Genomic DNA, 23,208 nt, shown 5'->3' with positions numbered 1-23,208 from the left:
CAAGGAGGTGATCGTATCGTAAGTGAGGAAGAAGGCATTGTAACGCGTCCCGAACGGCGTGACGCTGCGATGAATCGGCAGCGCATCATTGAAGCCGCACTGCGGCTGTTCGAGCAGCACGGCGTCGAGCAGGTCAGCATGAACCAAATTGCGACAGAGGCGAAGATCGGTCCGGGTACGCTCTATCGCCGTTATAAGAATAAGAGTGAGCTATGTCTCGATCTGATGAAGGACAACTTGGATCTGCTGTTCGACGATATCGATTCCTATCTGGAGAGCAATAAGTCCAAGCCGCCAGCTGTGCGGCTGAGAGGAATGCTTCAGCTGTTTATCCGCTTCAGAGAGCGGAAGAAACAGCTCCTTGCAGGTGTCGAGGACAACTCGGCCGGTACGCGATCCAAGCCTAAGACGATCAGCCCGGTATACGAGGAGCTGCACCAGCTGGTCGTTCGTCTGTTCGAAGAGATGAACCTGTCCGAGTTAACCGGCGGACACAGCACCTTCCGGGCCGATATGCTGCTGACGACGCTCGCCAGCGACGCCTATTTGTTCCAATTGGATGTTCGCGGACTTACGCCCGATCAAATCTTGGATGAGATTTGCCGTACGTTTATTCCGCCGCAGCTGCAAGACTAAACGCGAAAAAGGCCAGTACCGCGATGGATGCCGCCGTGCATCCATCATGGTACTGGCCTTTTTTTACGATAATAAAAAATTTAGAGCTTTAACGCCATATAGTCCTCATCCCAATACTGCCCTTCATATTTCAACGAATGATGCTCCGTGCCATATGAGATGAACCCGAGCGATTGATACAACTTGCGGGCAGGCGCGTTGTCAGTAATGACGGCAATATTGATCTGCTCCAGACCTTCACAATCCCTTGCTCGTTCAATAAGCGCAAGCAGCAGCGAACGGCCGACCCCTTGTCCTCGCATTTCCGGTGTCGTATATACGCCGAACACATTGCCCTTGTGCCTAATCTTCGTGCTGCTCTCCCGTACGAATGTCGCGATCCCCACTAAGACGCCCTCCGAATCAATTGCTCCGAGCGTAAACTTGTCTTCGCTTGGCTTCAGCCGCTGCTCGACGAAGTCGAGGGTGAACCCAACCTCCCGCTCATAAGTTGAACCGAAAGCCTCCGGATTTGTCGTCAGCCCTCGCAACCGCAGCGCGTGATAGCGATTAGCATCAGTTGCATCAAGCAAGCGGATATGGATCATGGTGACCACCTCCCTTTACACGTGGAATTCGTTGCGAAGCATCCCGTAATAGGTCAAATCCTCGTACGCATCGCCTTTACGAATATGACTGCGCAGCACGCCCTCATGCTTCATGCCCACCTTCTCCATTACCTTATACGAACCCGGATTGCGAGTCATTGCAGCCGCATAAACCCGGTTAAGCGCAAGCTCTTCGAAAGCAAACCGAAGGACGCGTTCCGCAGCCTCTGTACAATAGCCGCTGCCCCAGTAAGGACGGCCGATCCAATAGCCCATCTCTGCCATATTGTGCTCCTGCTGCAGGCGAAGCCCAACGACACCAAGGAAGCACTCATCCTCCGTGCGGATGACCGCGAAGGAATAACCTTCGCCCCGTTCAGCCGCCTCCATTCTCCCTTGAATGAAACCAACCGAAGAGCCTGTCGGATATGGGTGTGGAATACCAAGCGTCGTATCCGCTACCTCCTTGTCCGAAACCATCTGCTCCATCGGCTCCGCATCCTGCGGCTCCAGCAGGCGCAGCGTCAATCGATTTGTTTGCATGAATGTCATGGAATGAGTCATCGCACAACCGCCCTCCTCTTCTCTATGAAAATTAAGCAATACTATAGACGATAAGTAATAATCTGTAAACGGGAAAAAGCACCTATTCGGAATGGCGAATAGATGCTTCGTATAACCCACACAGCAATCAGCCCTGCTCCAAGCCTTCCAGCAGCGCCGCCGCTTCTTCATGGTCCGGCTCCAGCTTAAGCAGTTCCTTCAAGTAGCGGATTCCATCGTCCTCCTGCTCAAGCTCGAAGCTGCATACAGCGAGGCAATAGAACACCGTCGAGACAACGTCCCCCTGCTCTTCCTCTACCGCAATCTCCAGATAACGCTTGGCATCCTCGTACTTGTCCATCTCGAACAGGATCAGTCCTGCATCCAGTGCAAGGTTATACCGCTGCGCCATGACATAGTACGTTGACCACATGCGATGAATGCCGTGGTAGAGATCCTCGATCTCTTCCTCGTTCGCATCCGGCAGCAGACTCGAAATCCGCTTGGCGCTGTGGATGAAGAACTCCGCATCATAACCGCCCAGACGCCAGAAGCCGAATATCTGTTGAAGACCCATCGTATCCAGACACTGATCGAACCATTCCTTCAAGCTGAAAAATTCGTCCGGCCCGAAACGTTCAAAGAATCGGCGATACGCCAACTTCGTCTGATCGCAGTGCGATGCATTCTTCATATTGATGATGCAGCCGACATTGATATTACGATAATGCTGCTTCGGGAACAACGCAAGTGCCCCCTTCTGCTCGTACACATGCTTAAACGCATGGTAATTGGCCGTCAGCGAGAAGCTGCCGTGCAGCGTTAGAATCGGCGGCTCAGCGAACTTAAAGCAGTCGATCAGATGGTCGCCTTTGTCCGCTGTAACTAATACGAAGCCCGATTGGGACAACGCATCCATCCGCTCTAGAAGAGTTAAGCCCGCAACAGGGAACAAAACATGCGAATCCTCCAGCTCCTCCTGGTAGAGCTTCACAAGATCGCGATACGGAAAGTCCTCTCGTTCATACGACGGTTCACGACGATGCTCGTAGCGCAGCGAGATCTGATTCAGCTTGTCTGCCGCCTTATCCTTCGAAACAGTCTCCTGCTCTTTATATTCCACGAACACATCAACCTCGTAGATGCGCCCATCCCCGATATAGAGCAGCTCCTGCGGAATGCTATCGAAGAAATAGTTCGCGATAACGACGACCGGCTGCTGCAGATCCCCTGGACGAAGGGTCAGACCAGACGCGAACAGATTCAACTCCGTATCATTCACCCCGTCGAATGTTGCAAAATCAAGCAGCCCTTGCGCCGCATAAGGCTGCAGCTTCGGATGTTGCTGCCACGCGGTCACATTGCTCATCGCCAGGTCCGTCATCACATAACGGAACGGTGGCAGCTCTCTGCCTGCATAGTCGACAAGCTCACAGAGCTCATGCAGGACATGATAAGCGAATCTTCCCGCTCCTGCCCCGATCTCCACGATATAAACTGTATCCGACGTATGCCCTTGGCTTGCCCGATCCTGCATAACGCCCAAGATCATCTCTGCATAGGCAGTCGCAATCATCGGGTTGCTCGTTATATATTGAGGAACTCGATCGTTCGTCCACGCCTGTATTCCTAATTGCTCATAGTACTGCCGCTGCAGCTCCCAGATCGGTGCCTCTGTGAAGCGATATCGCTGGCCGTTGTTTGCTGTCATGGTTCATTATCCTGCCTTCTGAACGTAATTTTCTTATCTCTTATCGTAACAAAGGCGACCATCAAAGAACAACCCACTCCCGCAATGCGGCTGTTTTGGCGCTAATTGACTTATTCGTCTTCCTGCTTCAAATCCCCAATATAATACGCGAAGATCTGCTCAATCGGTTTGAAATACAAATAGCCATCATCGTCCCACGGCTGAAAATGCAGATCCATCCGCGAGTCGCCCCAATTCTCCGGCGTCCCCTTCGTGTTCAAGCGTCCTTGTACCGTTGGCTCTTCCACCACACTCGGAAACTCCTGATACCCGAACAACAGATTCTCGTGCATGCCGATGATCTCATATTTGGGGCCGAAGAACGCCCGCTCCTCCTGAAGCTGATAATGGTAATAAATATAGCTGCTCACCATATCCGGCTTCAGATGCGCAACGCGGCCGCGTCGTTGCTCAACCGGCGACTTCCGCAGCCAATGCTCGGTATCCGCGGGTTCGTTGAAATGGAACACATCGACCATCCGAATCCACTTACGCGGCTCGGCTTGCCCTGGCCAGTCGCTTAGGTAGGTCTCTGTCGCACCGGCCAACTCATCAGGAGTAACCTCCCCTTCCATGCACTCATAGTAAAGGAACAAATTGTCGCGCCAGTGAAAGGCCGCCGCCGTCATGAGACGCCCTTGTTGTACAAGCTCCAATGCTTGCCCGCTCGCCGCCAGCGCTTCGATCCCTTCTTCCTTCCGACCCTGCTGCCATGCCGCCCGATAGATGTATCGCTGAATCATTGTCTACGCCTCCGTGTCCCTGCGTGCTGTATGTGATCACCGTGGAATGGAATGTATGGTTCAAATAGCGGTCGCGGCCGTCCTTAAATTAGCAGCCGCTCAATATGCTTCGTTAACACTAATGCCGCTTGCCGATGCGCTAGGAGACCGGGATGGCTTCTTGCCCCAACCGTTTCGTCCGTCGTATTCGGAAGCTCGCAGATCGAGAGCATGCGATCGCCTGACTGATTGGCATATGCCTCAACCGCTCGGCTAATAGCAGGCAGCATCGGCGTTCCCAACATGCCGTAAGCCCACACAATATGTGCTTTCGGGTTATTCCGTCTCAGCTTCACGAGGAATTGCTCGGCCGCCAATTCGAATGCCGCTAAATCTTCCCCATTAAAACTGCCATCCTCATTGAGGCGTTGTTTATGTATTTCGCCAGTTGACGGATCACGCCATTCTGCCGAATAGAACGCTCCTCCGTCATTCGTTCCGAGATTCACAACGACGACATCTGGCTGCCAAGCAGCAAAGTCATGAGACTCATGCGCACCAAGCCCCTCATTGTCATCCCCTGTAAGCAGACCGCATACCTGCTCGTAGTAGGCTGGAATGTTGTTGTTCGGGTTATTGTCCCAGCTTGTCAGGACGCCCCATCCGCTCTGCGAGACCACACGATAGTCGGCATTCAGCGCATCTGCCGTTATTGCCGTGTAATTGTCGAGCGCACTGAACCACATCGGAATCCAGTCCGCCTCCTGATTCGCTCCGGTCGAACCTTCACCTGAGGTGATGCTGTCTCCGATAAATTCTATTTTATTAGGCCGATCTTCAACAGGAAGCAGTTCGCCGTCGAATTTCACTGCATGAATCTGTAGAGAGCAGCGCGGATCCTCGCTCATCGCTTGCACGTCCTTCACAATCCGAACGTTCTTTACCGCGTCTCCGTTCATCCCACGGAAGACACAAATCCACCGACGACCTTCCGTAATCATCTGCCTGCTGACCACAGCACCGTTGATGACGATGCTAATCCAAGGCTCGTAGCTATAGTAATGAGCTTCAACCTCAATCCACAGCTCTGAAGCCTTCGCGTTCAGCTCCATCCCGCTGCCGGTCCAGAACAACGTCAGCGGGGACAGCCGCCCTGTCGTTCTGCCATGAATCTTGAGGTGATCGATATCGGTTAGTGCATGTACTTGCAATTGCTCTTCCGTTCTCAATGAATACCCCTCCAATTCGCTTGTCTATCTCTATATTTGATGCAGCCGCTGCGTTCGTCAAGAACGATTCTAAGTGCACTGTAATCATAAGGTCCAAACCAGTGGTCTTCCGAATAATTCCTATAAATCCATTTTGCTGTTGACCACCTGTTGTAATTGGATATAATTAGTATAGACTGACGGTCGGTCTATAATAGAAGGAGATGAATCAATGCGGAACATCAAGAAACCCGAAGAGCGCCGGAATGAAATATTGGACGCTTCCGAGATGCTGTTCGCCTCACAGGGATATACGCAAACGACGATCAATGATATTTTGTCCGCAATCGGCATTGCCAAAGGGACTTTCTATTATTACTTCAAGTCAAAGGAAGAGGTTATGGATGCGATCATCGATCGATTCATTACAAGTGGTGTAGAAGCCGCACAGGTCGTTGCGAGTAACCCAACGCTTACGGCACCGGAGAAGATCTTCCATATCGTAATGGCACAGAACATGTCGGACACGCCGCGCAAGGAGCAAATGATCGAGCAGCTGCACCAAATCAATAATGCCGAGATGCATCAGAAGAGCTTGATCGAAACGATCACGCGGCTGACCCCGGTGCTGACTGCTGTTGTAGAGGAAGGCATTCGAGAAGGGGCATTCGCAACCCCTTATCCCCAAGAATCTGTCGAATTCCTTCTCGTATCCTCGCAGTTTCTGTTCGATGAGGGGCTATTTCATTGGCAGCCGGAGGAGCTGCTGAAGAAGGCGCAGGCCTTCGTCTACGTGATGGAAACGATTCTCGGGGCAGCACAAGGCACATTCCACTTTATTACGCAGCTATTAAGCGGATCAGGAGGCAACGTATGACAACGTCATGGACCTATCGACCACTACGATTTTTCGCCATTACCTTTCTTATCACTTGGATCACTTGGTTTACAGCCGCATGGTACAGCACTCATGGAGGGACTGAAACGACGGTTGGCTCCTGGATGGGACTTGGCCTGCTCGGGCCGCTGATCACCGCGCTCATCCTGATCTTTACTTCACGCAGCAGGCCGCTCCGACGTGACTTCAACAATAAGCTGGTTAACCCGAAGCTTATCAAGCCCGCCTATGTTCCGTTCATCTTGCTGTTTATGCCGGCCGTCATCATCATCTCGATCTTCGTATCGCTGCCTCTGGGCGAGTCCATCGATCAATTGGGACTGACAGCTGAATTCAACATCACCGAAGGCAGCGCCGTGCTGAACTGGATCATTCCATTCCTAGCCCCAGCGCTGGAGGAGCTTGGCTGGAGCGGTTACGGCATTGACAGCCTGCGGAGTCGGTTCCGAGTGCTTCATTCAACGCTGCTATTCGGTGCGTTATGGGCAGTCTGGCATCTGCCGCTGTTCTTCGTACAAGACTACTATCACTACAATCTGCTTCAGGAGAATATCGTTTTCGCCATCAATTTCTTCATCAGCGTCATTCCCTTGACCATTATCACCAACTGGCTCTACTACAAGAACAACCGCAGCATGATTGCCGCGATCGTCTTCCATGCCGTCGTCGTTGTCTGCTCGGAGGCTTTCCTGATCACCAATTTCACCAAATGTGTCGTGACGGTTGTGCTTGCTATCATTGCGGTCTGGATCATTGCGAAGGACAAAGCGTTGTTCCTCGATTCGGGGACGGGTCAGCAGCTGTCTCCACTAACAAGATCGGCTTAGCATATTTCTCTATAACAGATGCATCTTCGCTTCTGCCTCATCCCAAGGCACGATATATCCATGTCCCTTCGCGCAAAAGATCGAGGAAGACGAATACAGCGGGTCCGCATCCTTCCGGTATGCCTTGCGTTCAATGACCTCTTGTTCATTATGACAGCGGTCATAGCCGCCGAATGCGAGATGAATCGTGCCTCTGCCATGCGTATTCGCGGCAAGCTCGGCGCTGTAATGCATGAAGGTGGCAACAGGCACGCTGCCTGTGATGACGGCGTGCGTCGTCGTCGTATGCGGCGGGTCGAACCGGCCGCTCGCCCGTTGAATGTCCGACAGCACTTTGCCGAGATCATCGAGCTCGACACGGATTTTGAATAGATAATACGGCTCCAGCAGCACATTGTCCGCCTTCTCCAGCCCTTGCCGCAGCGCGCGGAACGTTGCTTCGCGGAAGTCGCCGCCATGCGTATGCTCGTTATGCCCTGCACCTTTCAGCAGCGTAACTTTAATGTCTGTTAACGCCATACCCGTTAGCAAGCCGTGATGCTCACGCTCGAATAGATGCGTTCGGATTACATTCTGACTGCCGATGCTTAGCTCATTCGGATGACATACGCTCTCGAACGTCAGACCACTCCCTCGCTCGGCCGGTTCAAGCAGCAAATGCACCTCGGCATAATGCTTCAGAGGCTCGAAGTGGCCGCAGCCTCGGACGGAGCTCGCAATCGTTTCTTTATATAAGATCTCAGGAGTGCCGAACGTCACCGGTATCTGGAACCGATCCCTCATGATCTGCTGCAGCACTTCGAGCTGAATGACGCCCATAACGTGGATATGGATTTCCTGCAGCGTCTCCTCCCAGATTACATTCAAGGACGGATCCTCGGCGTCCAACATACGGAATGCTCGAAGCACATCCTTCACATTGAGCGTATCCGGGAAGTTCACCTTCGAAGTCAATGTAGGTACCAGCTCATAATCCAGCCTGTCCGAGCAGGCGCCTACACCTTGCCCCGTCTCCGCAGCCGAAAGCCCGATAACGGCGAACAGATCGCCTGCGGCCACCTGATCAACCGGCTGGGACCGAGTTCCATTCACGATGAGCAGCCGAGTGACCTTCTCGGTTAGCTGCTCGTCGCCTTCGCTCCCGCGGATGCAATACGTCAGCTCATCGCGCACCTTCAACGTTCCGCACAGCGCCTTTATGTACGTATGACGCACACCGCTTTGGTCGTAACGGATTTTGTAGACGCGTCCACCGAACTTGGCCTGCTCCTCGCCACTCACCTCGTTCAACGTCAATAGGTGCAGTTGGTCCAGAAATGCCTCAACACCTTCGTCCTGCAGTGCTGAGCCGCTTACACACGGATAAATGACGCACCCGCCGACCATCTCGCGCAGGGTCTGGAGCCAATAGGCCCGATCCCCCGAACCGGATAGGAATACGTCCAACACTTGCTCATCCCGCTCCGCCAGGCTCTCCCGCAGCGTTTCACCAACCTCGCCGCCAGCGAAGTTACCGGTCAGACTGCACGCATCCGCCGTCAGATGCATGCGAATCTCGTCCATTACCCGTTCGACGTCAGCGCCAACGCGATCTATTTTATTGAGGAAGAAGAACGTCGGAATGCGATGCTTGTGCAGCAACTGCCACACCGTCTCCGTATGTCCCTGCACCCCTTCCACCGCGCTTACGACAAGAATGGCGTAATCCATCACCCGTATGGCTCGTTCCATCTCCGGCGAGAAATCGACGTGCCCCGGCGTATCGATCAAATAATAAGTAGCATCTTTATAGGACATGACCGCCTGATCTGCGAATACGGTAATGCCTCGCGCCCGCTCAATCTCGTGACTGTCGAGGTAAGCGTCCTTGTGATCAACACGTCCTCGTTCCCGAATGCTATTCGTATGGTAAAGCAGTTGCTCGGCCAATGTCGTCTTCCCCGCATCGACGTGCGCGAACATGCCTAATGTTATCGGTCTCATGCGACTCTCCTTAATTCCCCGTTAGATTGTAAATATCGTGATTCCCTGTTCCATTATCATAGCTCATGAGGGCGGATTTCGTCCTGATATCTCCTATATGTTATAGTTCTGTGAATAGTGAGAATCGTTCTCCATGGCACATAGTATGGCGTCTGTATTTATGGTAAAATGAACCTTGTCTACGCCCAGTTGGCGCGATTACATACGTCTGTATGAATGATTTGACTGTTCTTGGAACACAGTATCGTGTGGGACTTTGTCGAGTGCCAGATCAAGTCCGATTCAAGCCTAGAAATAAGACGTCAGATTTCTTGACAAAAAGCTAGATTAGAATTATTATTAACAGACAATGATTATCAGCCCAGCACGCTACCGGTCATCCGTACAGTATGCCAGGCAACACCATATATATTTGGAGGTAATGAACATGTCTCTCATCGGTAAAGAGGTACTGCCATTCAAAGCAACCGCTTTTAAAAACGGTCAATTCATCGAACTTACGGAAGCTAACTTCAAAGGTCAATGGAGCGTAGTATGCTTCTACCCAGCGGACTTCACGTTCGTATGCCCTACGGAACTCGAAGACCTGCAGAACCAATACGCTGCTCTGCAAGCACTTGGCACTGAAGTATACTCCGTATCCACGGATACTCACTTCACGCACAAAGCTTGGCATGACAGCTCGGCAACGATCGGCAAAATCACGTACGCAATGATCGGCGACCCTACGCATACGATCTCCCGCAACTTCGACGTTCTGATCGAAGAGGACGGTCTGGCTGATCGCGGTACGTTCATCATCGATCCAGACGGCGTTATCCAATCCGTTGAGATCAGCGCTGGCGGCATCGGCCGTGACGCAAGCATCCTCGTTGGCAAAATCAAAGCAGCTCAATACGTTCGCAACAATCCAGGCGAAGTATGCCCTGCTAAATGGCAAGAAGGCGCAGCAACGCTGAAACCAAGCCTCGATCTCGTAGGCAAAATCTAAGGAGCGGATATCTATGGCACTCGACTCCGAAATCAAAGCACAGTTAAATCAGTATCTGCAGCTCTTAGAAAGCGACGTCGTGCTGAAGGTTAATGCGGGGTCGGATAGCGTATCTGAAGAGATGCTGGCATTGGTCAATGAACTTGCCAGCATGTCTTCCCGGATTACCGTAGAGCAGGCGCAGCTCGAGAGAACGCCAAGCTTTAGCGTCAACCGTGTTGGCGAAGATACTGGTGTTACGTTCGCTGGCGTCCCGCTGGGACATGAATTTACATCCCTTGTGCTCGCCCTCCTGCAAGTGAGCGGCAGAGCGCCGAAGGTCGATCAGAACGTTATTGATCAAATCAAGGCGATCAAGGGTGAATATCGTTTCGAATCCTACATCAGCTTGAGCTGCCACAACTGCCCGGATGTCGTGCAAGCGCTGAACGTGCTGAGCGTTCTGAACCCGAACATCTCGCACACGATGATCGATGGCGCGGCGTTCAAGGAAGAAGTAGAGAGCAAGGACATTCTTGCTGTACCTACGGTATACTTGAACGGCGAATCGTTCGGCAGCGGCCGTATGTCGCTCGAAGAAATTCTTGCGAAGCTCGGCACCGGCCCAGATGCATCGGAACTTTCCGATAAAGAGCCATTCGATGTGCTCGTCGTCGGCGGCGGCCCTGCTGGCGCAAGCGCAGCAATCTACGCTGCTCGCAAAGGCATCCGTACGGGTATCGTGGCAGAACGCTTCGGCGGTCAAGTCATGGATACGCTCGGCATCGAGAACTTCATCAGTGTCAAGTACACGGAAGGTCCGAAGCTTGCAGCGAGCCTTGAAGAGCATGCGAAGGAATACGGCATCGATATTATGAATCTGCAGCGCGCGAAGCGTCTCACGAAGAAAGACCTGATCGAACTTGAGCTCGAGAACGGTGCTGTCCTGAAGAGTAAGACGGTTATCGTCTCGACTGGCGCACGCTGGCGTAATGTTGGCGTTCCGGGTGAGCAAGAGTTCAAGAACAAAGGCGTAGCCTACTGCCCGCACTGCGACGGTCCTCTGTTTGCAGGCAAGCATGTAGCCGTTATCGGCGGCGGCAACTCCGGCATTGAAGCCGCGATTGACCTCGCTGGCATCGTAAGCCACGTTACGGTGCTTGAGTTTATGCCAGAACTGAAGGCCGACTCGGTATTGCAGAAGCGCTTGTTCAGCTTGCCTAACGTAACAGTACTGAAGAACGTTCAAACAAAGGAAATTACGGGTACGGACAAAGTAAACGGCATTACCTACGTTGAACGCGACACAGGTGCGGAGCAGCACATCGAGCTGCAAGGCGTGTTCGTCTTGATCGGTCTCGTACCGAATACGGATTGGCTCGGCGAAAACGTTGAGCGCAACCGTATGGGCGAGATCGTTGTTGACCGTCAAGGCGCAACGACGCTCCCTGGCGTATTCGCTGCAGGCGACTGCACGAACAGCGCGTACAAGCAGATCATCATTTCGATGGGTTCGGGCGCTACTGCATCGCTTGGTGCATTCGACTACCTGATTCGTAACTACTAAGCTATTATCCAGCCGCTTAACGGTCTCTGCGATCGTTAGGCGGCTTTTTCGCTTTTGTTGGGGTAAACACAAGAGGAGGCTGCCCCCCATTCATTCGGGGAACAGCCTCACTCGTCCGCATTCTTTATCCGGTTCTAAGATACTTATCAATGAAGTCCAGCACGCGATTCACATTGGCCGGCGTCTCGAATGCCTCGCCGCCATGGCAGGCACCCTCGAGCAGCTCCAAGCTCACCTTGTCGCTGCCGATCACAGCCTGCAGCTTCTTCGCGAAGATGACCGACTGCATCGTCGGAATAAGCGGATCATGCGTCCCGTGCTGTATCAGGAACGGTGGCGTACGCTCCGAGATATACGTCTCCGGATTCGCCGCTCGTACAAGCTCCGGCACCTCTGCAATGGCGCTGCCAAGCAGCCGCGACTCCGGCGAGTCTGCTGCATGATGAACCTGACAGACTCCGTACCATAGGGTACATCTAACCATTTGCTTACAATGGATTGCGTAAGCTCAGACATCCGCCTCGGCTCCTTCTAATGAATTAGTCCAAATAAGTAATGCGTGCATCAATAGCCGTTCTAGGCTTCGCAGCAGGCGCCTCGGCAGCATAACCGATGCCGAACACGCCGATGACATCATAGTCCTGCGGTACGCCTAGAATGTCGCGGTTATGCGGCAGCGCACCGAGTGAAGCCCAATATACGCCGGCGCCTCCCTCATGCGCTGCAAGCAACAGGTTCTGAACGAAGCAGGATACCGCCATTACATTCTCGTCTCGCTCGAATGGCGTAGCCGCGGGTCTTGAGACGATGGCAAGCACGACGGGCGCGCCGCCGAAGTCCGTTTTATGCCGCAGTCTTGCACGCGTCTCGGGTCCGACCATACGAATTTCCCACGGTTCGTTCAGCCGATGGTTCGGTGCATAGGACGCTGCTTCAAGCCAAGCAAGCAGGTCATCTTCGGCAATCGGGTCAGGCTTGAACGTTTTAATTGTACGACGGCTTTTAATCAAGTCGATTACTGTCATGTGTCGCTTCTTCCTCTCCATCTTCTGCTTTGTCTATAGCTGTATCATTATCTTCATCGCTTGGCGTATCTTCTTGCGGCGGCATCTCGCGCAGCTCGAATGCATGGATGAACTCTTGAATGATTGCATCCGTCGCCTTCAGCTCACCACTGATAACAGGTTTAATCGCCTCATATTCCGGCTGATTCAATTGCTGGAGCAGCGTGGCGCGCTTAAGGCTCAATGTCTCCAGGAAAGCGAGCGCTCTGCCTCTGCGGAACGTCTGCGCGCTGTGAAACCGGTGCTTGCCATGCTCATGGCCTTCCCCATGTCTGTGCCCACGTCCGCCACGACCTCCATGATCACCATGACCTCTATGATCATGTCCACGATGTCCCTGATGCCCTCCGTGTTTGCCTTCTCGCATTTCCACTTCCTCCTCACTGTATAAATGTATACATTTGTATACGTTTATCGTTATGTATACAAATGTATACCACGATAAAGGTAATGTCAAGCGAAGGGAGAAGACCGCTCTTGCCCCGAGCAAACAAAAAAAAGAGCACCTCGGATGAGATGCTCTTACATCTAACACTTTTACTTCTTACAAAGGAAGTACGCCCGACGGCTCCGACTTGCTCTTCCGAATCGCTAGAACCGCCTGCACCACAACCAGAACGGCGAACAACGCCATAACACCGGCTGAGTACATGTACATCGTCGGATAGCTCGTTGCCGACGATACGACGCCCAGCAGAATCGAGCCGATCGCGATGCCGAAGTCGGTCGAGTTGTAGTACATGCTATTCGCCATACCGTATTGTTCTGGCTTGGAGGAACGGATCATCCATGCCTGAATCGTTGGTTGAATAGCACCGAAGCCGAGTCCATAGATAAGTGCGGAGATGATCAGCATCGGCATGCTATGGGCGTTCGACAACATCACCATGCTGATTGCGACGAGTACGCCTGCTGGAATCAGAACGGCGCGGTGGCCTCTGCGGTCGAAGATGCGTCCTGAGATCGGACGAATCAGGATGATCGTAACGGCATTGAACAGGAAGAACAGACCAACCTGCTCGATATGTACCGTTTTGCCGAACAGTACAAGGAAGCTGAGCAGTCCGCTATACGTGATGGACAGCATTGCATTCAGGATGACAGGGAATACTAGGTTGCGACTGACGCCAATCTTCGCCGGTTTGCCAGAGGCATTCGATTTAGGCGCCTGAGCCTCCGTTTCTATTGGTGTGCGCTTGGAGCGCGATACCAACAGAACAGGGAAAATAAGCACGACAGACGCCAATCCAACCATCGTGAGCGGGCCGAAGCCCGCCTGATCCATCACGTTAAGTCCGATGGAAGGCCCGACCGACATCGCTAGACTGGTCGACAGTCCGAAATAAGCAATGCCCTCGCCCATTCGTTTGATCGGAATGATACTGGAAACGAACGTCGGCAGAATCGTGCTCGCCATACCAAAGCCGATGCCATAGCCGATCCGCAGCCCCAAGAAGCTGTAGAAGTCACCGACCGTTGTATACAGCGCCGTCGTAATGCCTGCAATAATAAGTCCGGCGATCAACAGCTTCATCCGAGTGAACCGGCGCATAAGAGCAGCCGTTGCGAACCGTGCGACGATAGCCGACAGCGCGAATACGGATGTAACCATGCTGGCCTGTACGTTGCCAACGTGGAATTCCTCCTTAACATAGGCGGGGAAGGAGGAGATGAGCATTTGCAAACTTAAGAATAAGAGAAAAAAGCTAGCGGTCAATGCAATAAAAGGCCGTGTCCATAACGGAGCCTGTGATTGTTCCTGCTGCATAGTTGCGTCCCCCTTTATGTTATTGTTCTTACTCGTCCTCTGTCTGCCGGCCCGCGCTGTCAAGACTGCCAATCGTCTCGCGAATGCGCTGCAGCAGTTCCAGCATCTTGTCATATTCCTGATCGGTCAGACAGCTGCGAACGTCCTCGGTTACGCTATCCTCGATCGACGTCGTCTCACGAATGACCGACTTTCCGAGCTCCGTGCTATAGACGAGAAACGACCGCCGGTCGCGCTCGCCGGGCTTTTTGTAGATGAGGCCCTTCTTCTCTAGATGGTCCAGAATGCGCGTTGTCGTTGGCTTGTCCTTACCCGTCCGTTCTGCAATTTCCTTCTGAATCAGTCCTTGCGATCGATCGATCTGATAAAGCGCCGACCATTGCTCTGGCGTAACGCCATAGGGACTCAGCCGATGCTGAAACAATCCCGATACTTTCCTATACGTTAACCCGAGCGCGAATCCGATCGGCAGCTGGCTGTTATCGTGTGATTTATTCGATGTCTCCGACATGTTCAGATCACCTTCACTGTAAATTAGTTGCTTAGACAACTATAAGTCAAACAACTAAATAAGTCAAATAAAACCCGCGAGACATTCACTTAAGGAAGTGACCGACTCGCGGGTTATCTGCTTGTTTGCGCTATGTTTTGATTAGAATGACTTGAATGACATGGCCGGCCCCGGTATGCAGCTTGCCTTCTTCCCTTATCTGTTCGCCATAAAAGAAATGAACCACCTGATGCTGTTCTGCCCACGCCAACATGTCCTGTGCACGATACAGCATATCGGCAAATTTCGGACCACCCGTCTTGTATCGAAGCTGTTCCTCTGAATAAACCTCGACCATCACCGTTCCCCCAGGCTTCACGACGGCAATCAGCTTCTCCAATACAGCAGGCTGGCTTTCCTTCGGGAAATGGCCGAACACCATGATGGCACCATCATATGCTCCAGGCACTACAGAGTCATGGATCAAATCCACCAACTCCGTCTTCACCTTAACCCCTGATTGCTCAGCAAGCTGCTCGGTCTTCTTGAGCCCGTTATCCGCGTAATCCCAAGCTGTGACGTCAAAGCCCTGTGTGGCTAAGTAGACGGCATTGCGGCCCTCGCCCTCCGCGAAAGCGACAATGCGAGTCCCGGTTAGACGGGATGAATGATCCTTAATGAAGGCATTCGACTGTACCCCATAAACATAATCCGTTGAACCGAACCTTTCATTCCATTCCTTCTTCAAGTGCAAGCAGCCCCTTCTATGTTTCTATGCTTCATGCAGCTAATGTTCGTTCTTTCGTGTCGCCGCACCATCTAGATAGAAGACGGTTACTTCACAAGTATGGGCATCCAAACTTTAACCGCGGTGAATCCGATTAGAATCAGCAGACCATATCGAAGCAGACGGACATCCAACTTGGCGCCCACCTTGGAGCCTATGGGAGCGCCGATCAAGCTGCCTATAACGGTAAATACCATCGGCCACAGCGGTATGCCGCCTCCAATCAACTTACCGATAACGCCTCCAATCGCGGAGATGAACACAATAGCCAGAGAGGACGCAATAGTCGTGCGAGTCGGAATGCGAAGAACCGTCAGCATGATCGGGATAAGCATAAAGGCGCCGCCAGCGCCGACAATGCCGGAAACGATGCCTACGATAAAAGCAGCGCTAACCGCAATGAATTTATTGAACTGAAGCGTTTCATTCGAGCCAGATTGGGCGCTTCGGTTCGGAATCAACATAAGAATAACCGCAACTACCGCCAATATGCCGTAAATAAGATTAATGCCATCAGCATCAAGCCCGCCCGAAGCGACGCCTCCGATCAAGCTGCCAACCAAGATGCTTGTTCCCATATAGGCAACAAGTCCTTTATGCAGAACACTGCCCTCTGTTCCGCTTCTCCGCTGGTAAGCCAGAACGCCTGCCAGCGAGGCGAAAAATACTTGGAACATGCTGATCGCAGCGACATCATGCGCGGACAAATGTCCAACGCCTAAAGCGGAAGGCACATAAAGCAGCAGCGGATAGTTGATGACAGCGCCCCCAATGCCGAGCATGCCCGAGAAGAAGGAGCCGACAAATCCTAGAAGCGTCATGGTGATATAGAAAAGTGTATCCATTGCAGCCCCCTCTCATGAGAAAAAGTAAAAAATGGCCATATACGAATGTTGTATGATCAACTATAATAAAACCAACAAAACAAATAAGAAATGAGCGATTAGCATGTTCGCACGTATTAAAGCTTTGTTCACTCCAACATGCCCAAGCTGCAAACAGAAGCTCGTGGCTTCCCATAACTCTGTATGCTTCACCAAACAATGTCCGCATGGTCATTACAAGGAAGAGAACTACTGCACGTTAGGCGTTCGAATTGTATATGATCGGACCTAAAGCAACGAGCACGGAAGAAGCCCATGCTCGTTGCTCAGAGTTATTTCTTCTTCACATAGAAGCTGAATAGGCCATCCTCAGCCTTGTGCTCGACAAGCTCGTTGTTCGTTTGCTTAATCCAAGCTTGGAAGTCGTTGATCGAGCCTTTATCCGTCGACAGAACCTCCATGATTTGTCCCGGCTGCAAGCCGTCTAGCGCTTTTTTCGCCCGTACGATCGGCATTGGACATGCGAGACCTCTAGCATCGACCTTCAAATCTACATTCATTGTTATTCCTCCCACTTATATATTCTGTTCTTGCTATTGAAAGACGGATTAGAACGAGAGCGTTACGTTAGCGTCTTTAGCGAAATCAAGGAATGTAACAGCTCCGCCTACATCGATGCCATCAATGAATGCCTCTTTGGGCAAATTCATGACATCCATCGTCATCTGGCAGGCAATCATCTTGACGCCCAGCTCTTGAGCCATTTCCACAAGCTGAGGAATGCCAGGAACATTGGCCGCCTTGAAGCCTTCTGCGAACTGCTCTTTGCCCGCTGGAAGAGGAAGCTGCGCATGCGCTTCTTTGTGAATGAGATTCAGCCCTTCGAAGGTAAAGAAGATAGCTACCTCCGCTTCGGTTGCTGCAGAAGCCGTTGCGATGTTGAATACTTTGTATGCGTCAAACAGTCCGCCGTTACTTGCGATGATTGCTACTTTAGTCATTATGAATAGCCTCCTAATAGGTTTAATTAATTGTGATTTTCACTGTAACTCAAGCTTCTCTCTCCGATGCACCTGCCCAGCCGCTCATGCCCGGTTCCACATTGTGGACGCGAGCAAAACCCTTGCTCTCCAACAGTTGACAGGCAAGATCGCTGCGAGTGCCCGTGCGACAGACCACATAAATGTCCTCTTCCTGACTTAGCTCGCCCACTCGATTCTCCAGCTCGCCAAGCGGAATCGTCTTAGCGCCCGGAATGTGACTGAATGCGTATTCCGCAGGCTCACGCACATCCAGTATCGTTGGCTTCCCTGCCGAAGCGAGCACTTGCTCCAGCTCCTCGTTCGAAACGATACGAGGAAACTTACGCTCCGGCTGAGCTTCTCCGGCCGATGCTTTACGAATGTAGTGCTTCAGCACTTCCCCTTCGTGCACCGTTCCCAAATAATGATGCCCCGTGTTCTTTGCCCAACCTTGGATATCGGCCAATGAGCCTTTGTCCGTTGCTTCCACCTCAATGACATGCCCTGGGTCCAATTGGTCCATTGCCTTCTTCGTACGAACAATGGGCATCGGGCAGGCAAGACCTTTGCAGTCCAGCGTATGGTTGGCCTTAATGCCGTTAGCAGCCATGATCAAACCCCTCCCTGAAATGATTGTTGTTTACCCGAATTTATTGTGCTGGATAAGCGACCGAAGAATACGTCATTTAATCTTATACTCATACCCCTACAGGTATTGAATTGCATGTCATCATCTTACGCTCGAAGCTCCCAATTGTCAACTTGGTATATTTCACCATAAACAAAGAAACCAAGGACGGAGTCACTCCGTCCTTGGCCATTGGTACGCCATGCAATTGAAATTGCAAGAAGCCGCTTAACGGCTTACTAGTTCTTGAGCCGGCTGCATCTGGTCCAACGTTAATTGACCATCTGCCATCCGATAAACCCTGTCGCAATAAGTGAGCATTCGCTCGTCATGGGTAACCATAACTGCCGCTTTCCTGCGCGACCTTACTTCCTTGGCGATCAAGGAGACAACTTCGTGGGCTCGCTTCGTATCCAGGCTGGCCGTCGGTTCGTCTGCGAGAATGACCTGCGGATCATTCATCAGCGCCCGGGCGATTGCCACTCGCTGCTTCTCGCCGCCGGAAAGCTCATCGGGATAAGCTTTGTGCTTCTCGCCAAGTCCAAGCTCATCAAGCAGTTGAGCTGCATAGGCTTTGTCCTGTTTCGTGACCTTGCCAGCCATTTTCTTAATAATGTGCAGCTGCTCCTCCACATTCAAATAAGGAACAAGATTGGATGACTGCATAATAAAGCCGATATCATGCAATCTTATGCGAGAGAGCTCCTTGGCGGAGACGCTTGAGATCGATGTTCCATTCAACTTGACTTCGCCCTCGGACGCTTGAAGAAGCGCGCCCGCAACGGAAAGAAAAGTGCTTTTGCCCGAGCCTGAGGGTCCAATGACCGCGATGAATTCGCCTGGCTCTACCGATATGGAAACACGGTCCAGCGCGGTCGTCCGGCTGCTGCCCTCGTTGTAATAGTGGCTGACCCCATGCATATCTAATCCTTGTGCCATTATTCAACCCTCCCTAACGCCTTCAATGGGTCGATTCGCGTAATGCTGCGAACCGATGCCAACGAGCTCAGCAATGCAATGACAAGCAGAATGATAGAATAAATGATAACCAGCTTCGTATCCAGAATAAATGGCATGGCCTTCGACAAGAACGACGCTACGGCATATGTGAGGGCTACCCCTACAAGTATGCTAAAGATAGACAACACCATAACCTGCGAAACAACGGCCTTGCCAAGAAAACCGTTTCTTGCGCCAATAGCCTTCAGGACACCGAACTGATTGGACTTCTGAAGCGTGAACACATAGAAGAAAACGCCTAGCATGAATGCCGAGATGACGAGCAAGAAGGCCAACATCATCGTAATGCTTCCGCTCTCCTCTTTGTATCCGGGCATGCCCATAATGGCCGCTGCCAGCGTAACCGTGTCGGTCCCCTGCAGCGCAGCGTTTACAGCATCAGGATCGATCTTGCTGCCCTGCAGGATGAGGGCATTGACCGGATTGCGGATGCCTTTGTCGGAGCCCGGCGCTGCGAACGTAATCGTCCGCCACTTATCGATCGGCAGGAAAACAGATGCGACGTGGTTATACGTCTCATTCTCGACGAAACCAACGATAGTGAGCGTTTCGTTCGAGCCATCGAGCCGCAGCGTGTCTCCGAGCTTGAAGCCCTCATCCTTCATCGACTTGTTCACGATCGCGCCATCCGCTCGATCGCTGGACAGGCCGCTGCCTTCAATGACAGCCGGCTCAAGGAAACTGCCGGCTTCGATCCCAATCATCGCGACATCTACTTTGCCCGCTGCAGGATCCGAGGCATCGCCCTTGAGCACAGTTCCCATCGTGGTGCCCACTGGCGAAGCGCCGCGCACGTTCGGCATCTTACTGACGATATCGATGCCGTCCGCCGACAGCAGCGATTTGCTCACCGAGGCGTTCGAGCCCTGCTCGAGCACGACATAGTCTGCCTTCATGTTCTTGAACGAGGCGGCAGCCAGCGTCTGCAGGCCATTGCCAAGACCGGACAGGATAAACACAAGCCAAGCAATCAGGATGAAAATCACTGCAATCAATGAGAATTTCATCCGATTCCGTTTGATTTCTCGCCATGCTAGATACATGCCAAAACTCACTCCCCTAACTTATTTGACACTTGTGTCTGATTCGATGCGCGCTATTGCTGCTTCGAATTCTCATCAAATCCATTAAACAATATATTAGACACTGGTGTCAAATAAATTAACGACGAAGCGTTACTTCGCAACGCCCTTCATCCACATGCTGAATAACAGTTTGCTCCACTCGTCAAGCGGCATGCGGAGTACATTCGGCGTATTAATGAGGTTGAAGAACACACTAATTTGCGCGGGAAGCGGCACGTCTTGCCGGAGATTTCCTTCGCCGTTTGCCTTAGCGAATATGCGGCCCAATTGGACCTTTAACTCCTCGTGGCCTTGCTCGATATATGACATGTCGCGCGCTGCGGCTTCGGAATTCGCTACATTGATCTTGTGCGCGTCGCCCAGCAACTGGTGGAAGTCCGACTCCTCCACGTAAACATATAGAATTTGCTGCAGCGCAGCAAGGGAGTCGGTCTCATCGACCTCTGCCGACTTGGACATGATGCTTCGCATCACGCGCTTCATGCACGCCGCCACGATCTCCTCTTTGTTCGCGAAATATTGATAGATCGTACTGCGCGCCCCAACCAGGTGCTCGGACAACAGCTTCAGGTGGAAGCCGTCATAGCCATGCTCCAGCAGCAGCTTCTTCGTTACATCGAGCAGCTCCGCTTCCGTATAACTTCTCTTCCGGCCCATTCACACCATCTCCTATCCGTCCGAATGTCATTAGTTTATCAAATTTGAGGGAGAAAGACAGCCAATATTGTATTGAACAAGGGGAAGTAGAATCAATTTATGCTGTCAATTGCCGTAACGAGCTCCATTACGACTTGAACGACGGAACTGCCATTCCGTTTAACGCGGGATGTGAACGCAGCACAAAACTCGGTTCACCTCGAAACTTTTGATCATGAATAAGCGTCGTATGTATGATCTTGTAAAAAAAGGAGAGAGAAATTGAAGAAGACACTGATTCTGTGCGCTGTCGTTGCGACGCTGGCAGTAGGCGGCGCTGCCGTTTATGCGCAAGCAAACAACGGACAAGCCACGCCGTCGCCGATCGAGAGAAAGTTTACCGTTGAAGAAGCAGAATATTATTCGCAAATTGTGATTGCTGTTGAGGCCGGGAAATTGCCTCCGTCCGAAATGAATAAAGCGCGAGATTTTATTCTGAAGCACCCCGAAGCGCATCAATCCATTATCGAACGCTACCCTATCAAATAGCAAGAAAGAAAGCCCGTTGCTTGGTTAAAGCATCGGGCTTGTTAGGCTACAGGGCTCATGCTCCTCGATAGCGATTCTTCTTTTATCCTTTGATCACCAGCTGCGCGAACTTGCGCTTGCCCGCTTGAATGATGTCGCCGCCCTTGACCGCAATACGCGCGTTCGGGTCGAGCAGCTTCTCGCCGTTCAGCTTCACTGCACCCTGCGCGACGCTGCGGCGCGCTTCGCTGCTGGACGATGCGAATCCAAGCCCCACGAGCAGCTTGCTCACGATTACACCGCCGTCTTCAAGCAGCTCTGCATCAACCTGGAACGGTTCGATCTCGTCAGGCATCTCGCGTTTCGAGAACACCGTTACAAAATGCTGCTCCGCCTGCTCGGCCGCCTCTTCACCGTGGTACATGCTGACGTACTGCTTCGCCAGTTGAACCTTCGCGTCACGCGGATGAACGGTGCCGTCTTGCAGACCTTGGCGCAGCGCGGCGAGCTCCTCGTTCGTAATCATTGTGCTCAGCTCGTAGTATTTGAGCATAAGCTCATCCGGAATCGACATCGTCTTGCCGAACATATCGTTGGGCGCTTCGTCGATGCCGATGTAGTTGCCGAGGCTTTTGCTCATTTTCTGAACGCCATCAAGACCTTCGAGCAGTGGCATCAGGATAGCAGCTTGGCTGTCCTGGAAGCCGAATGCGCTCTGCAGCGTCCGTCCCATCAGAATGTTGAACGTTTGATCGGTACCACCGATTTCGATATCGCTCTCGAGCGATACGGAATCATAACCTTGCATCAATGGGTAGAAGAACTCGTGAATGTGAATCGGCAGGTTGTTCGCGTAGCGCTTAGCGAAATCATCCCGTTCCAACATGCGGGCAACCGTCAGCTTCGCCGCCAGCTGCAGCACGTCTTCGAACTTCATCGCCCCGAGCCACTCCGAGTTGAAGTAGAACTTCGTCTTCTGCGGGTCGAGGATTTTGAACATTTGCGCCTCATAGGTTGCTGCATTCCGCCGTACATCCTCTTCCGTCAGCTGCTTCCGCGTCTCGGATTTGCCTGTCGGGTCGCCGATCTTTCCGGTGAAATCGCCGATGATCAGCTGCACCTCGTGGCCGAGATCTTGGAACTGCCGCATCTTGTGAAGCACAACGGTATGTCCGATATGGATGTCCGGCGCAGAAGGGTCTAGACCCAGCTTCACCTTCAGGGGCTTGCCGTTCACAACGGATGCCGCTATCTTACGCGCCAACGCATCGTCTGGAACAATCTCTGCTGCACCTCTGCGAATAATGCTTAGTTGACGTTCTACCTCGCGTTGCTGTTCTGCCGACAATTGCAATTGTGCTTCCTTCTCCATGTTCATCTACTCTCCCTCGAATGATTGTATCCATGGATAAAATAAAAAAGACAGCCTCTTATCCCTGTAAAGGGACGAGAGACTGTCTTCTCGCGGTACCACCCTAATTAAAGAAGCTGCCGATGCTTCTTTCGCTCATTCGTATAACGACATGATTACATGCCGGGACAAGTGACGCCAGTATGAGCTGGGCCGCTTCTCCAAACTCCGGATATTGTAATTCAGACAGCTGACCTGCACCGGTTCGCACCACCCACCGGCTCTCTGTAGCACTCTTCGGCTATCCTACTACA

At 52.2% G+C, this 23,208-nt stretch carries 26 protein-coding genes; 6 read left to right on the top strand and 20 right to left on the bottom strand.

Annotation, left to right across the window (positions count from 1 at the left end; all coding sequences use genetic code 11):
- Positions 1–69 precede the first annotated feature (69 nt).
- Positions 70–636: a TetR/AcrR family transcriptional regulator gene (locus H8B09_RS17375; protein WP_191204817.1), complete on the top strand. Its 567-nt coding sequence runs from the start codon at positions 70–72 to the stop codon at positions 634–636.
- A gap of 80 nt (positions 637–716) precedes the next feature.
- Here H8B09_RS17375 and H8B09_RS17370 read toward each other — a convergent pair whose 3' ends face one another.
- From H8B09_RS17370 to H8B09_RS17350, 5 genes are all read right to left on the bottom strand, one after another.
- Positions 717–1,223 (bottom strand): GNAT family N-acetyltransferase, encoded by a 507-nt coding sequence (locus H8B09_RS17370; protein ID WP_224753703.1) that lies wholly within the window; start codon positions 1,221–1,223, stop codon positions 717–719.
- A 15-nt stretch (positions 1,224–1,238) separates the two neighbouring features.
- Entirely contained in the window at positions 1,239–1,787 is a 549-nt protein-coding gene (locus tag H8B09_RS17365; protein WP_191204816.1) for a GNAT family N-acetyltransferase, read from the bottom strand.
- A 127-nt stretch (positions 1,788–1,914) separates the two neighbouring features.
- Positions 1,915–3,477: an SAM-dependent methyltransferase gene (locus H8B09_RS17360; protein WP_191204815.1), complete on the bottom strand. Its 1,563-nt coding sequence runs from the start codon at positions 3,475–3,477 to the stop codon at positions 1,915–1,917.
- A 110-nt stretch (positions 3,478–3,587) separates the two neighbouring features.
- A complete protein-coding gene (locus H8B09_RS17355; RefSeq protein ID WP_191204814.1) occupies positions 3,588–4,259 on the bottom strand; it encodes a hypothetical protein in 672 nt (223 codons plus the stop codon).
- An 83-nt stretch (positions 4,260–4,342) separates the two neighbouring features.
- Positions 4,343–5,467, bottom strand: coding sequence for an SGNH/GDSL hydrolase family protein (locus tag H8B09_RS17350; RefSeq protein WP_191204813.1), 1,125 nt, complete (start codon positions 5,465–5,467; stop codon positions 4,343–4,345).
- A gap of 211 nt (positions 5,468–5,678) precedes the next feature.
- On the opposite strand from H8B09_RS17350, the gene H8B09_RS17345 reads away from it, so the two are divergent.
- Both H8B09_RS17345 and H8B09_RS17340 read left to right on the top strand, forming a co-directional pair.
- Positions 5,679–6,323, top strand: a complete 645-nt coding sequence (locus H8B09_RS17345) for a TetR/AcrR family transcriptional regulator (protein WP_191204812.1) — start codon at positions 5,679–5,681, stop codon at positions 6,321–6,323.
- The gene (locus H8B09_RS17340; protein WP_191204811.1) at positions 6,320–7,171 is read left to right on the top strand and encodes a CPBP family intramembrane glutamic endopeptidase; all 852 of its coding nucleotides are present in this window, start codon (positions 6,320–6,322) and stop codon (positions 7,169–7,171) included. The genes H8B09_RS17345 and H8B09_RS17340 overlap by 4 nt, the downstream gene beginning before the upstream one ends.
- A gap of 9 nt (positions 7,172–7,180) precedes the next feature.
- Here H8B09_RS17340 and H8B09_RS17335 read toward each other — a convergent pair whose 3' ends face one another.
- On the bottom strand, positions 7,181–9,154 hold the full coding sequence (locus tag H8B09_RS17335; protein WP_191204810.1) for a GTP-binding protein: 1,974 nt from the start codon (positions 9,152–9,154) through the stop codon (positions 7,181–7,183).
- Positions 9,155–9,581: 427 nt separating this feature from the next.
- On the opposite strand from H8B09_RS17335, the gene ahpC reads away from it, so the two are divergent.
- Together ahpC and ahpF are read left to right on the top strand one after the other, a co-directional pair.
- Positions 9,582–10,145: an alkyl hydroperoxide reductase subunit C gene (gene ahpC / locus H8B09_RS17330; RefSeq protein ID WP_191204809.1), complete on the top strand. Its 564-nt coding sequence runs from the start codon at positions 9,582–9,584 to the stop codon at positions 10,143–10,145.
- A 13-nt stretch (positions 10,146–10,158) separates the two neighbouring features.
- Complete coding sequence (gene ahpF, locus H8B09_RS17325; RefSeq protein ID WP_191204808.1) at positions 10,159–11,691, top strand: alkyl hydroperoxide reductase subunit F; 1,533 nt, start codon at positions 10,159–10,161, stop codon at positions 11,689–11,691.
- A gap of 124 nt (positions 11,692–11,815) precedes the next feature.
- Here the strand turns inward: ahpF and H8B09_RS17320 are convergent, their stop codons facing one another.
- The 13 genes from H8B09_RS17320 to H8B09_RS17260 all read right to left on the bottom strand — a co-directional run bounded on the left by H8B09_RS17320 (position 11,816) and on the right by H8B09_RS17260 (position 21,036).
- On the bottom strand, positions 11,816–12,175 hold the full coding sequence (locus tag H8B09_RS17320; RefSeq protein WP_191204807.1) for a prolyl oligopeptidase family serine peptidase: 360 nt from the start codon (positions 12,173–12,175) through the stop codon (positions 11,816–11,818).
- A gap of 55 nt (positions 12,176–12,230) precedes the next feature.
- Entirely contained in the window at positions 12,231–12,716 is a 486-nt protein-coding gene (locus H8B09_RS17315) for a nitroreductase family protein (protein WP_191204806.1), read from the bottom strand.
- Positions 12,694–13,122 carry a hypothetical protein gene (locus tag H8B09_RS17310; RefSeq protein WP_191204805.1) on the bottom strand — a complete coding sequence of 143 codons (429 nt, stop codon included), beginning with the start codon at positions 13,120–13,122 and terminating at the stop codon, positions 12,694–12,696. The genes H8B09_RS17315 and H8B09_RS17310 overlap by 23 nt, the downstream gene beginning before the upstream one ends.
- A 177-nt stretch (positions 13,123–13,299) precedes the next feature.
- Positions 13,300–14,523 carry an MFS transporter gene (locus H8B09_RS17305; protein ID WP_191204804.1) on the bottom strand — a complete coding sequence of 408 codons (1,224 nt, stop codon included), beginning with the start codon at positions 14,521–14,523 and terminating at the stop codon, positions 13,300–13,302.
- Positions 14,524–14,551: 28 nt separating this feature from the next.
- A complete protein-coding gene (locus H8B09_RS17300) occupies positions 14,552–15,034 on the bottom strand; it encodes a MarR family winged helix-turn-helix transcriptional regulator (protein WP_191204803.1) in 483 nt (160 codons plus the stop codon).
- 130 nt (positions 15,035–15,164) lie between these two features.
- Positions 15,165–15,761, bottom strand: a complete 597-nt coding sequence (locus tag H8B09_RS17295; protein ID WP_191204802.1) for a class I SAM-dependent methyltransferase — start codon at positions 15,759–15,761, stop codon at positions 15,165–15,167.
- A gap of 86 nt (positions 15,762–15,847) precedes the next feature.
- Positions 15,848–16,645: a sulfite exporter TauE/SafE family protein gene (locus tag H8B09_RS17290; protein WP_191204801.1), complete on the bottom strand. Its 798-nt coding sequence runs from the start codon at positions 16,643–16,645 to the stop codon at positions 15,848–15,850.
- A gap of 311 nt (positions 16,646–16,956) precedes the next feature.
- The gene (locus H8B09_RS17285; RefSeq protein WP_191204800.1) at positions 16,957–17,184 is read right to left on the bottom strand and encodes a sulfurtransferase TusA family protein; all 228 of its coding nucleotides are present in this window, start codon (positions 17,182–17,184) and stop codon (positions 16,957–16,959) included.
- A 48-nt stretch (positions 17,185–17,232) separates the two neighbouring features.
- Positions 17,233–17,628, bottom strand: coding sequence for a DsrE/DsrF/DrsH-like family protein (locus H8B09_RS17280; RefSeq protein ID WP_191205151.1), 396 nt, complete (start codon positions 17,626–17,628; stop codon positions 17,233–17,235).
- A 46-nt stretch (positions 17,629–17,674) separates the two neighbouring features.
- Positions 17,675–18,256: a sulfurtransferase TusA family protein gene (locus H8B09_RS17275; protein ID WP_191204799.1), complete on the bottom strand. Its 582-nt coding sequence runs from the start codon at positions 18,254–18,256 to the stop codon at positions 17,675–17,677.
- A 246-nt stretch (positions 18,257–18,502) separates the two neighbouring features.
- Positions 18,503–19,213, bottom strand: coding sequence for an ABC transporter ATP-binding protein (locus tag H8B09_RS17270; RefSeq protein ID WP_191204798.1), 711 nt, complete (start codon positions 19,211–19,213; stop codon positions 18,503–18,505).
- Complete coding sequence (locus tag H8B09_RS17265; protein WP_191204797.1) at positions 19,213–20,337, bottom strand: ABC transporter permease; 1,125 nt, start codon at positions 20,335–20,337, stop codon at positions 19,213–19,215. Before H8B09_RS17265 ends, H8B09_RS17270 begins: the two co-directional genes overlap by 1 nt.
- 132 nt (positions 20,338–20,469) lie before the next feature.
- Entirely contained in the window at positions 20,470–21,036 is a 567-nt protein-coding gene (locus H8B09_RS17260; RefSeq protein ID WP_191204796.1) for a TetR/AcrR family transcriptional regulator, read from the bottom strand.
- A gap of 261 nt (positions 21,037–21,297) precedes the next feature.
- Here H8B09_RS17260 and H8B09_RS17255 point away from each other — a divergent pair, with 261 nt between their 5' ends.
- Positions 21,298–21,564: a hypothetical protein gene (locus H8B09_RS17255; RefSeq protein WP_191204795.1), complete on the top strand. Its 267-nt coding sequence runs from the start codon at positions 21,298–21,300 to the stop codon at positions 21,562–21,564.
- Between the two features lie 82 nt (positions 21,565–21,646).
- Here the strand turns inward: H8B09_RS17255 and tyrS are convergent, their stop codons facing one another.
- Positions 21,647–22,915 carry a tyrosine--tRNA ligase gene (gene tyrS / locus H8B09_RS17250; protein ID WP_191204794.1) on the bottom strand — a complete coding sequence of 423 codons (1,269 nt, stop codon included), beginning with the start codon at positions 22,913–22,915 and terminating at the stop codon, positions 21,647–21,649.
- Positions 22,916–23,208 lie beyond the last annotated feature (293 nt).

Source organism: Paenibacillus terricola (assembly GCF_014779765.1).
Classification (GTDB): Bacteria; Bacillota; Bacilli; order Paenibacillales; family Paenibacillaceae; genus Paenibacillus_T; species Paenibacillus_T terricola.
This window is presented reverse-complemented; position numbering and strand designations above follow the sequence as displayed.

Bases quoted from the DNA above. Each gene is read 5' to 3' on its own strand.
- H8B09_RS17375 (WP_191204817.1), top strand. From the start codon at position 70: ATGAATCGGCAGCGCATCATTGAAGCCGCACTGCGGCTGTTCGAGCAG.
- H8B09_RS17370 (WP_224753703.1), bottom strand. From the start codon at position 1,223: ATGATCCATATCCGCTTGCTTGATGCAACTGATGCTAATCGCTATCAC.
- H8B09_RS17365 (WP_191204816.1), bottom strand. From the start codon at position 1,787: ATGACTCATTCCATGACATTCATGCAAACAAATCGATTGACGCTGCGC.
- H8B09_RS17360 (WP_191204815.1), bottom strand. From the start codon at position 3,477: ATGACAGCAAACAACGGCCAGCGATATCGCTTCACAGAGGCACCGATC.
- H8B09_RS17355 (WP_191204814.1), bottom strand. From the start codon at position 4,259: ATGATTCAGCGATACATCTATCGGGCGGCATGGCAGCAGGGTCGGAAG.
- H8B09_RS17345 (WP_191204812.1), top strand. From the start codon at position 5,679: ATGCGGAACATCAAGAAACCCGAAGAGCGCCGGAATGAAATATTGGAC.
- H8B09_RS17340 (WP_191204811.1), top strand. From the start codon at position 6,320: ATGACAACGTCATGGACCTATCGACCACTACGATTTTTCGCCATTACC.
- H8B09_RS17335 (WP_191204810.1), bottom strand. From the start codon at position 9,154: ATGAGACCGATAACATTAGGCATGTTCGCGCACGTCGATGCGGGGAAG.
- ahpC (WP_191204809.1), top strand. From the start codon at position 9,582: ATGTCTCTCATCGGTAAAGAGGTACTGCCATTCAAAGCAACCGCTTTT.
- ahpF (WP_191204808.1), top strand. From the start codon at position 10,159: ATGGCACTCGACTCCGAAATCAAAGCACAGTTAAATCAGTATCTGCAG.
- H8B09_RS17320 (WP_191204807.1), bottom strand. From the start codon at position 12,175: ATGGTTAGATGTACCCTATGGTACGGAGTCTGTCAGGTTCATCATGCA.
- H8B09_RS17315 (WP_191204806.1), bottom strand. From the start codon at position 12,716: ATGACAGTAATCGACTTGATTAAAAGCCGTCGTACAATTAAAACGTTC.
- H8B09_RS17310 (WP_191204805.1), bottom strand. From the start codon at position 13,122: ATGCGAGAAGGCAAACACGGAGGGCATCAGGGACATCGTGGACATGAT.
- H8B09_RS17305 (WP_191204804.1), bottom strand. From the start codon at position 14,523: ATGCAGCAGGAACAATCACAGGCTCCGTTATGGACACGGCCTTTTATT.
- H8B09_RS17300 (WP_191204803.1), bottom strand. From the start codon at position 15,034: ATGTCGGAGACATCGAATAAATCACACGATAACAGCCAGCTGCCGATC.
- H8B09_RS17290 (WP_191204801.1), bottom strand. From the start codon at position 16,645: ATGGATACACTTTTCTATATCACCATGACGCTTCTAGGATTTGTCGGC.
- H8B09_RS17285 (WP_191204800.1), bottom strand. From the start codon at position 17,184: ATGAATGTAGATTTGAAGGTCGATGCTAGAGGTCTCGCATGTCCAATG.
- H8B09_RS17275 (WP_191204799.1), bottom strand. From the start codon at position 18,256: ATGGCTGCTAACGGCATTAAGGCCAACCATACGCTGGACTGCAAAGGT.
- H8B09_RS17270 (WP_191204798.1), bottom strand. From the start codon at position 19,213: ATGGCACAAGGATTAGATATGCATGGGGTCAGCCACTATTACAACGAG.
- H8B09_RS17265 (WP_191204797.1), bottom strand. From the start codon at position 20,337: ATGTATCTAGCATGGCGAGAAATCAAACGGAATCGGATGAAATTCTCA.
- H8B09_RS17260 (WP_191204796.1), bottom strand. From the start codon at position 21,036: ATGGGCCGGAAGAGAAGTTATACGGAAGCGGAGCTGCTCGATGTAACG.
- tyrS (WP_191204794.1), bottom strand. From the start codon at position 22,915: ATGGAGAAGGAAGCACAATTGCAATTGTCGGCAGAACAGCAACGCGAG.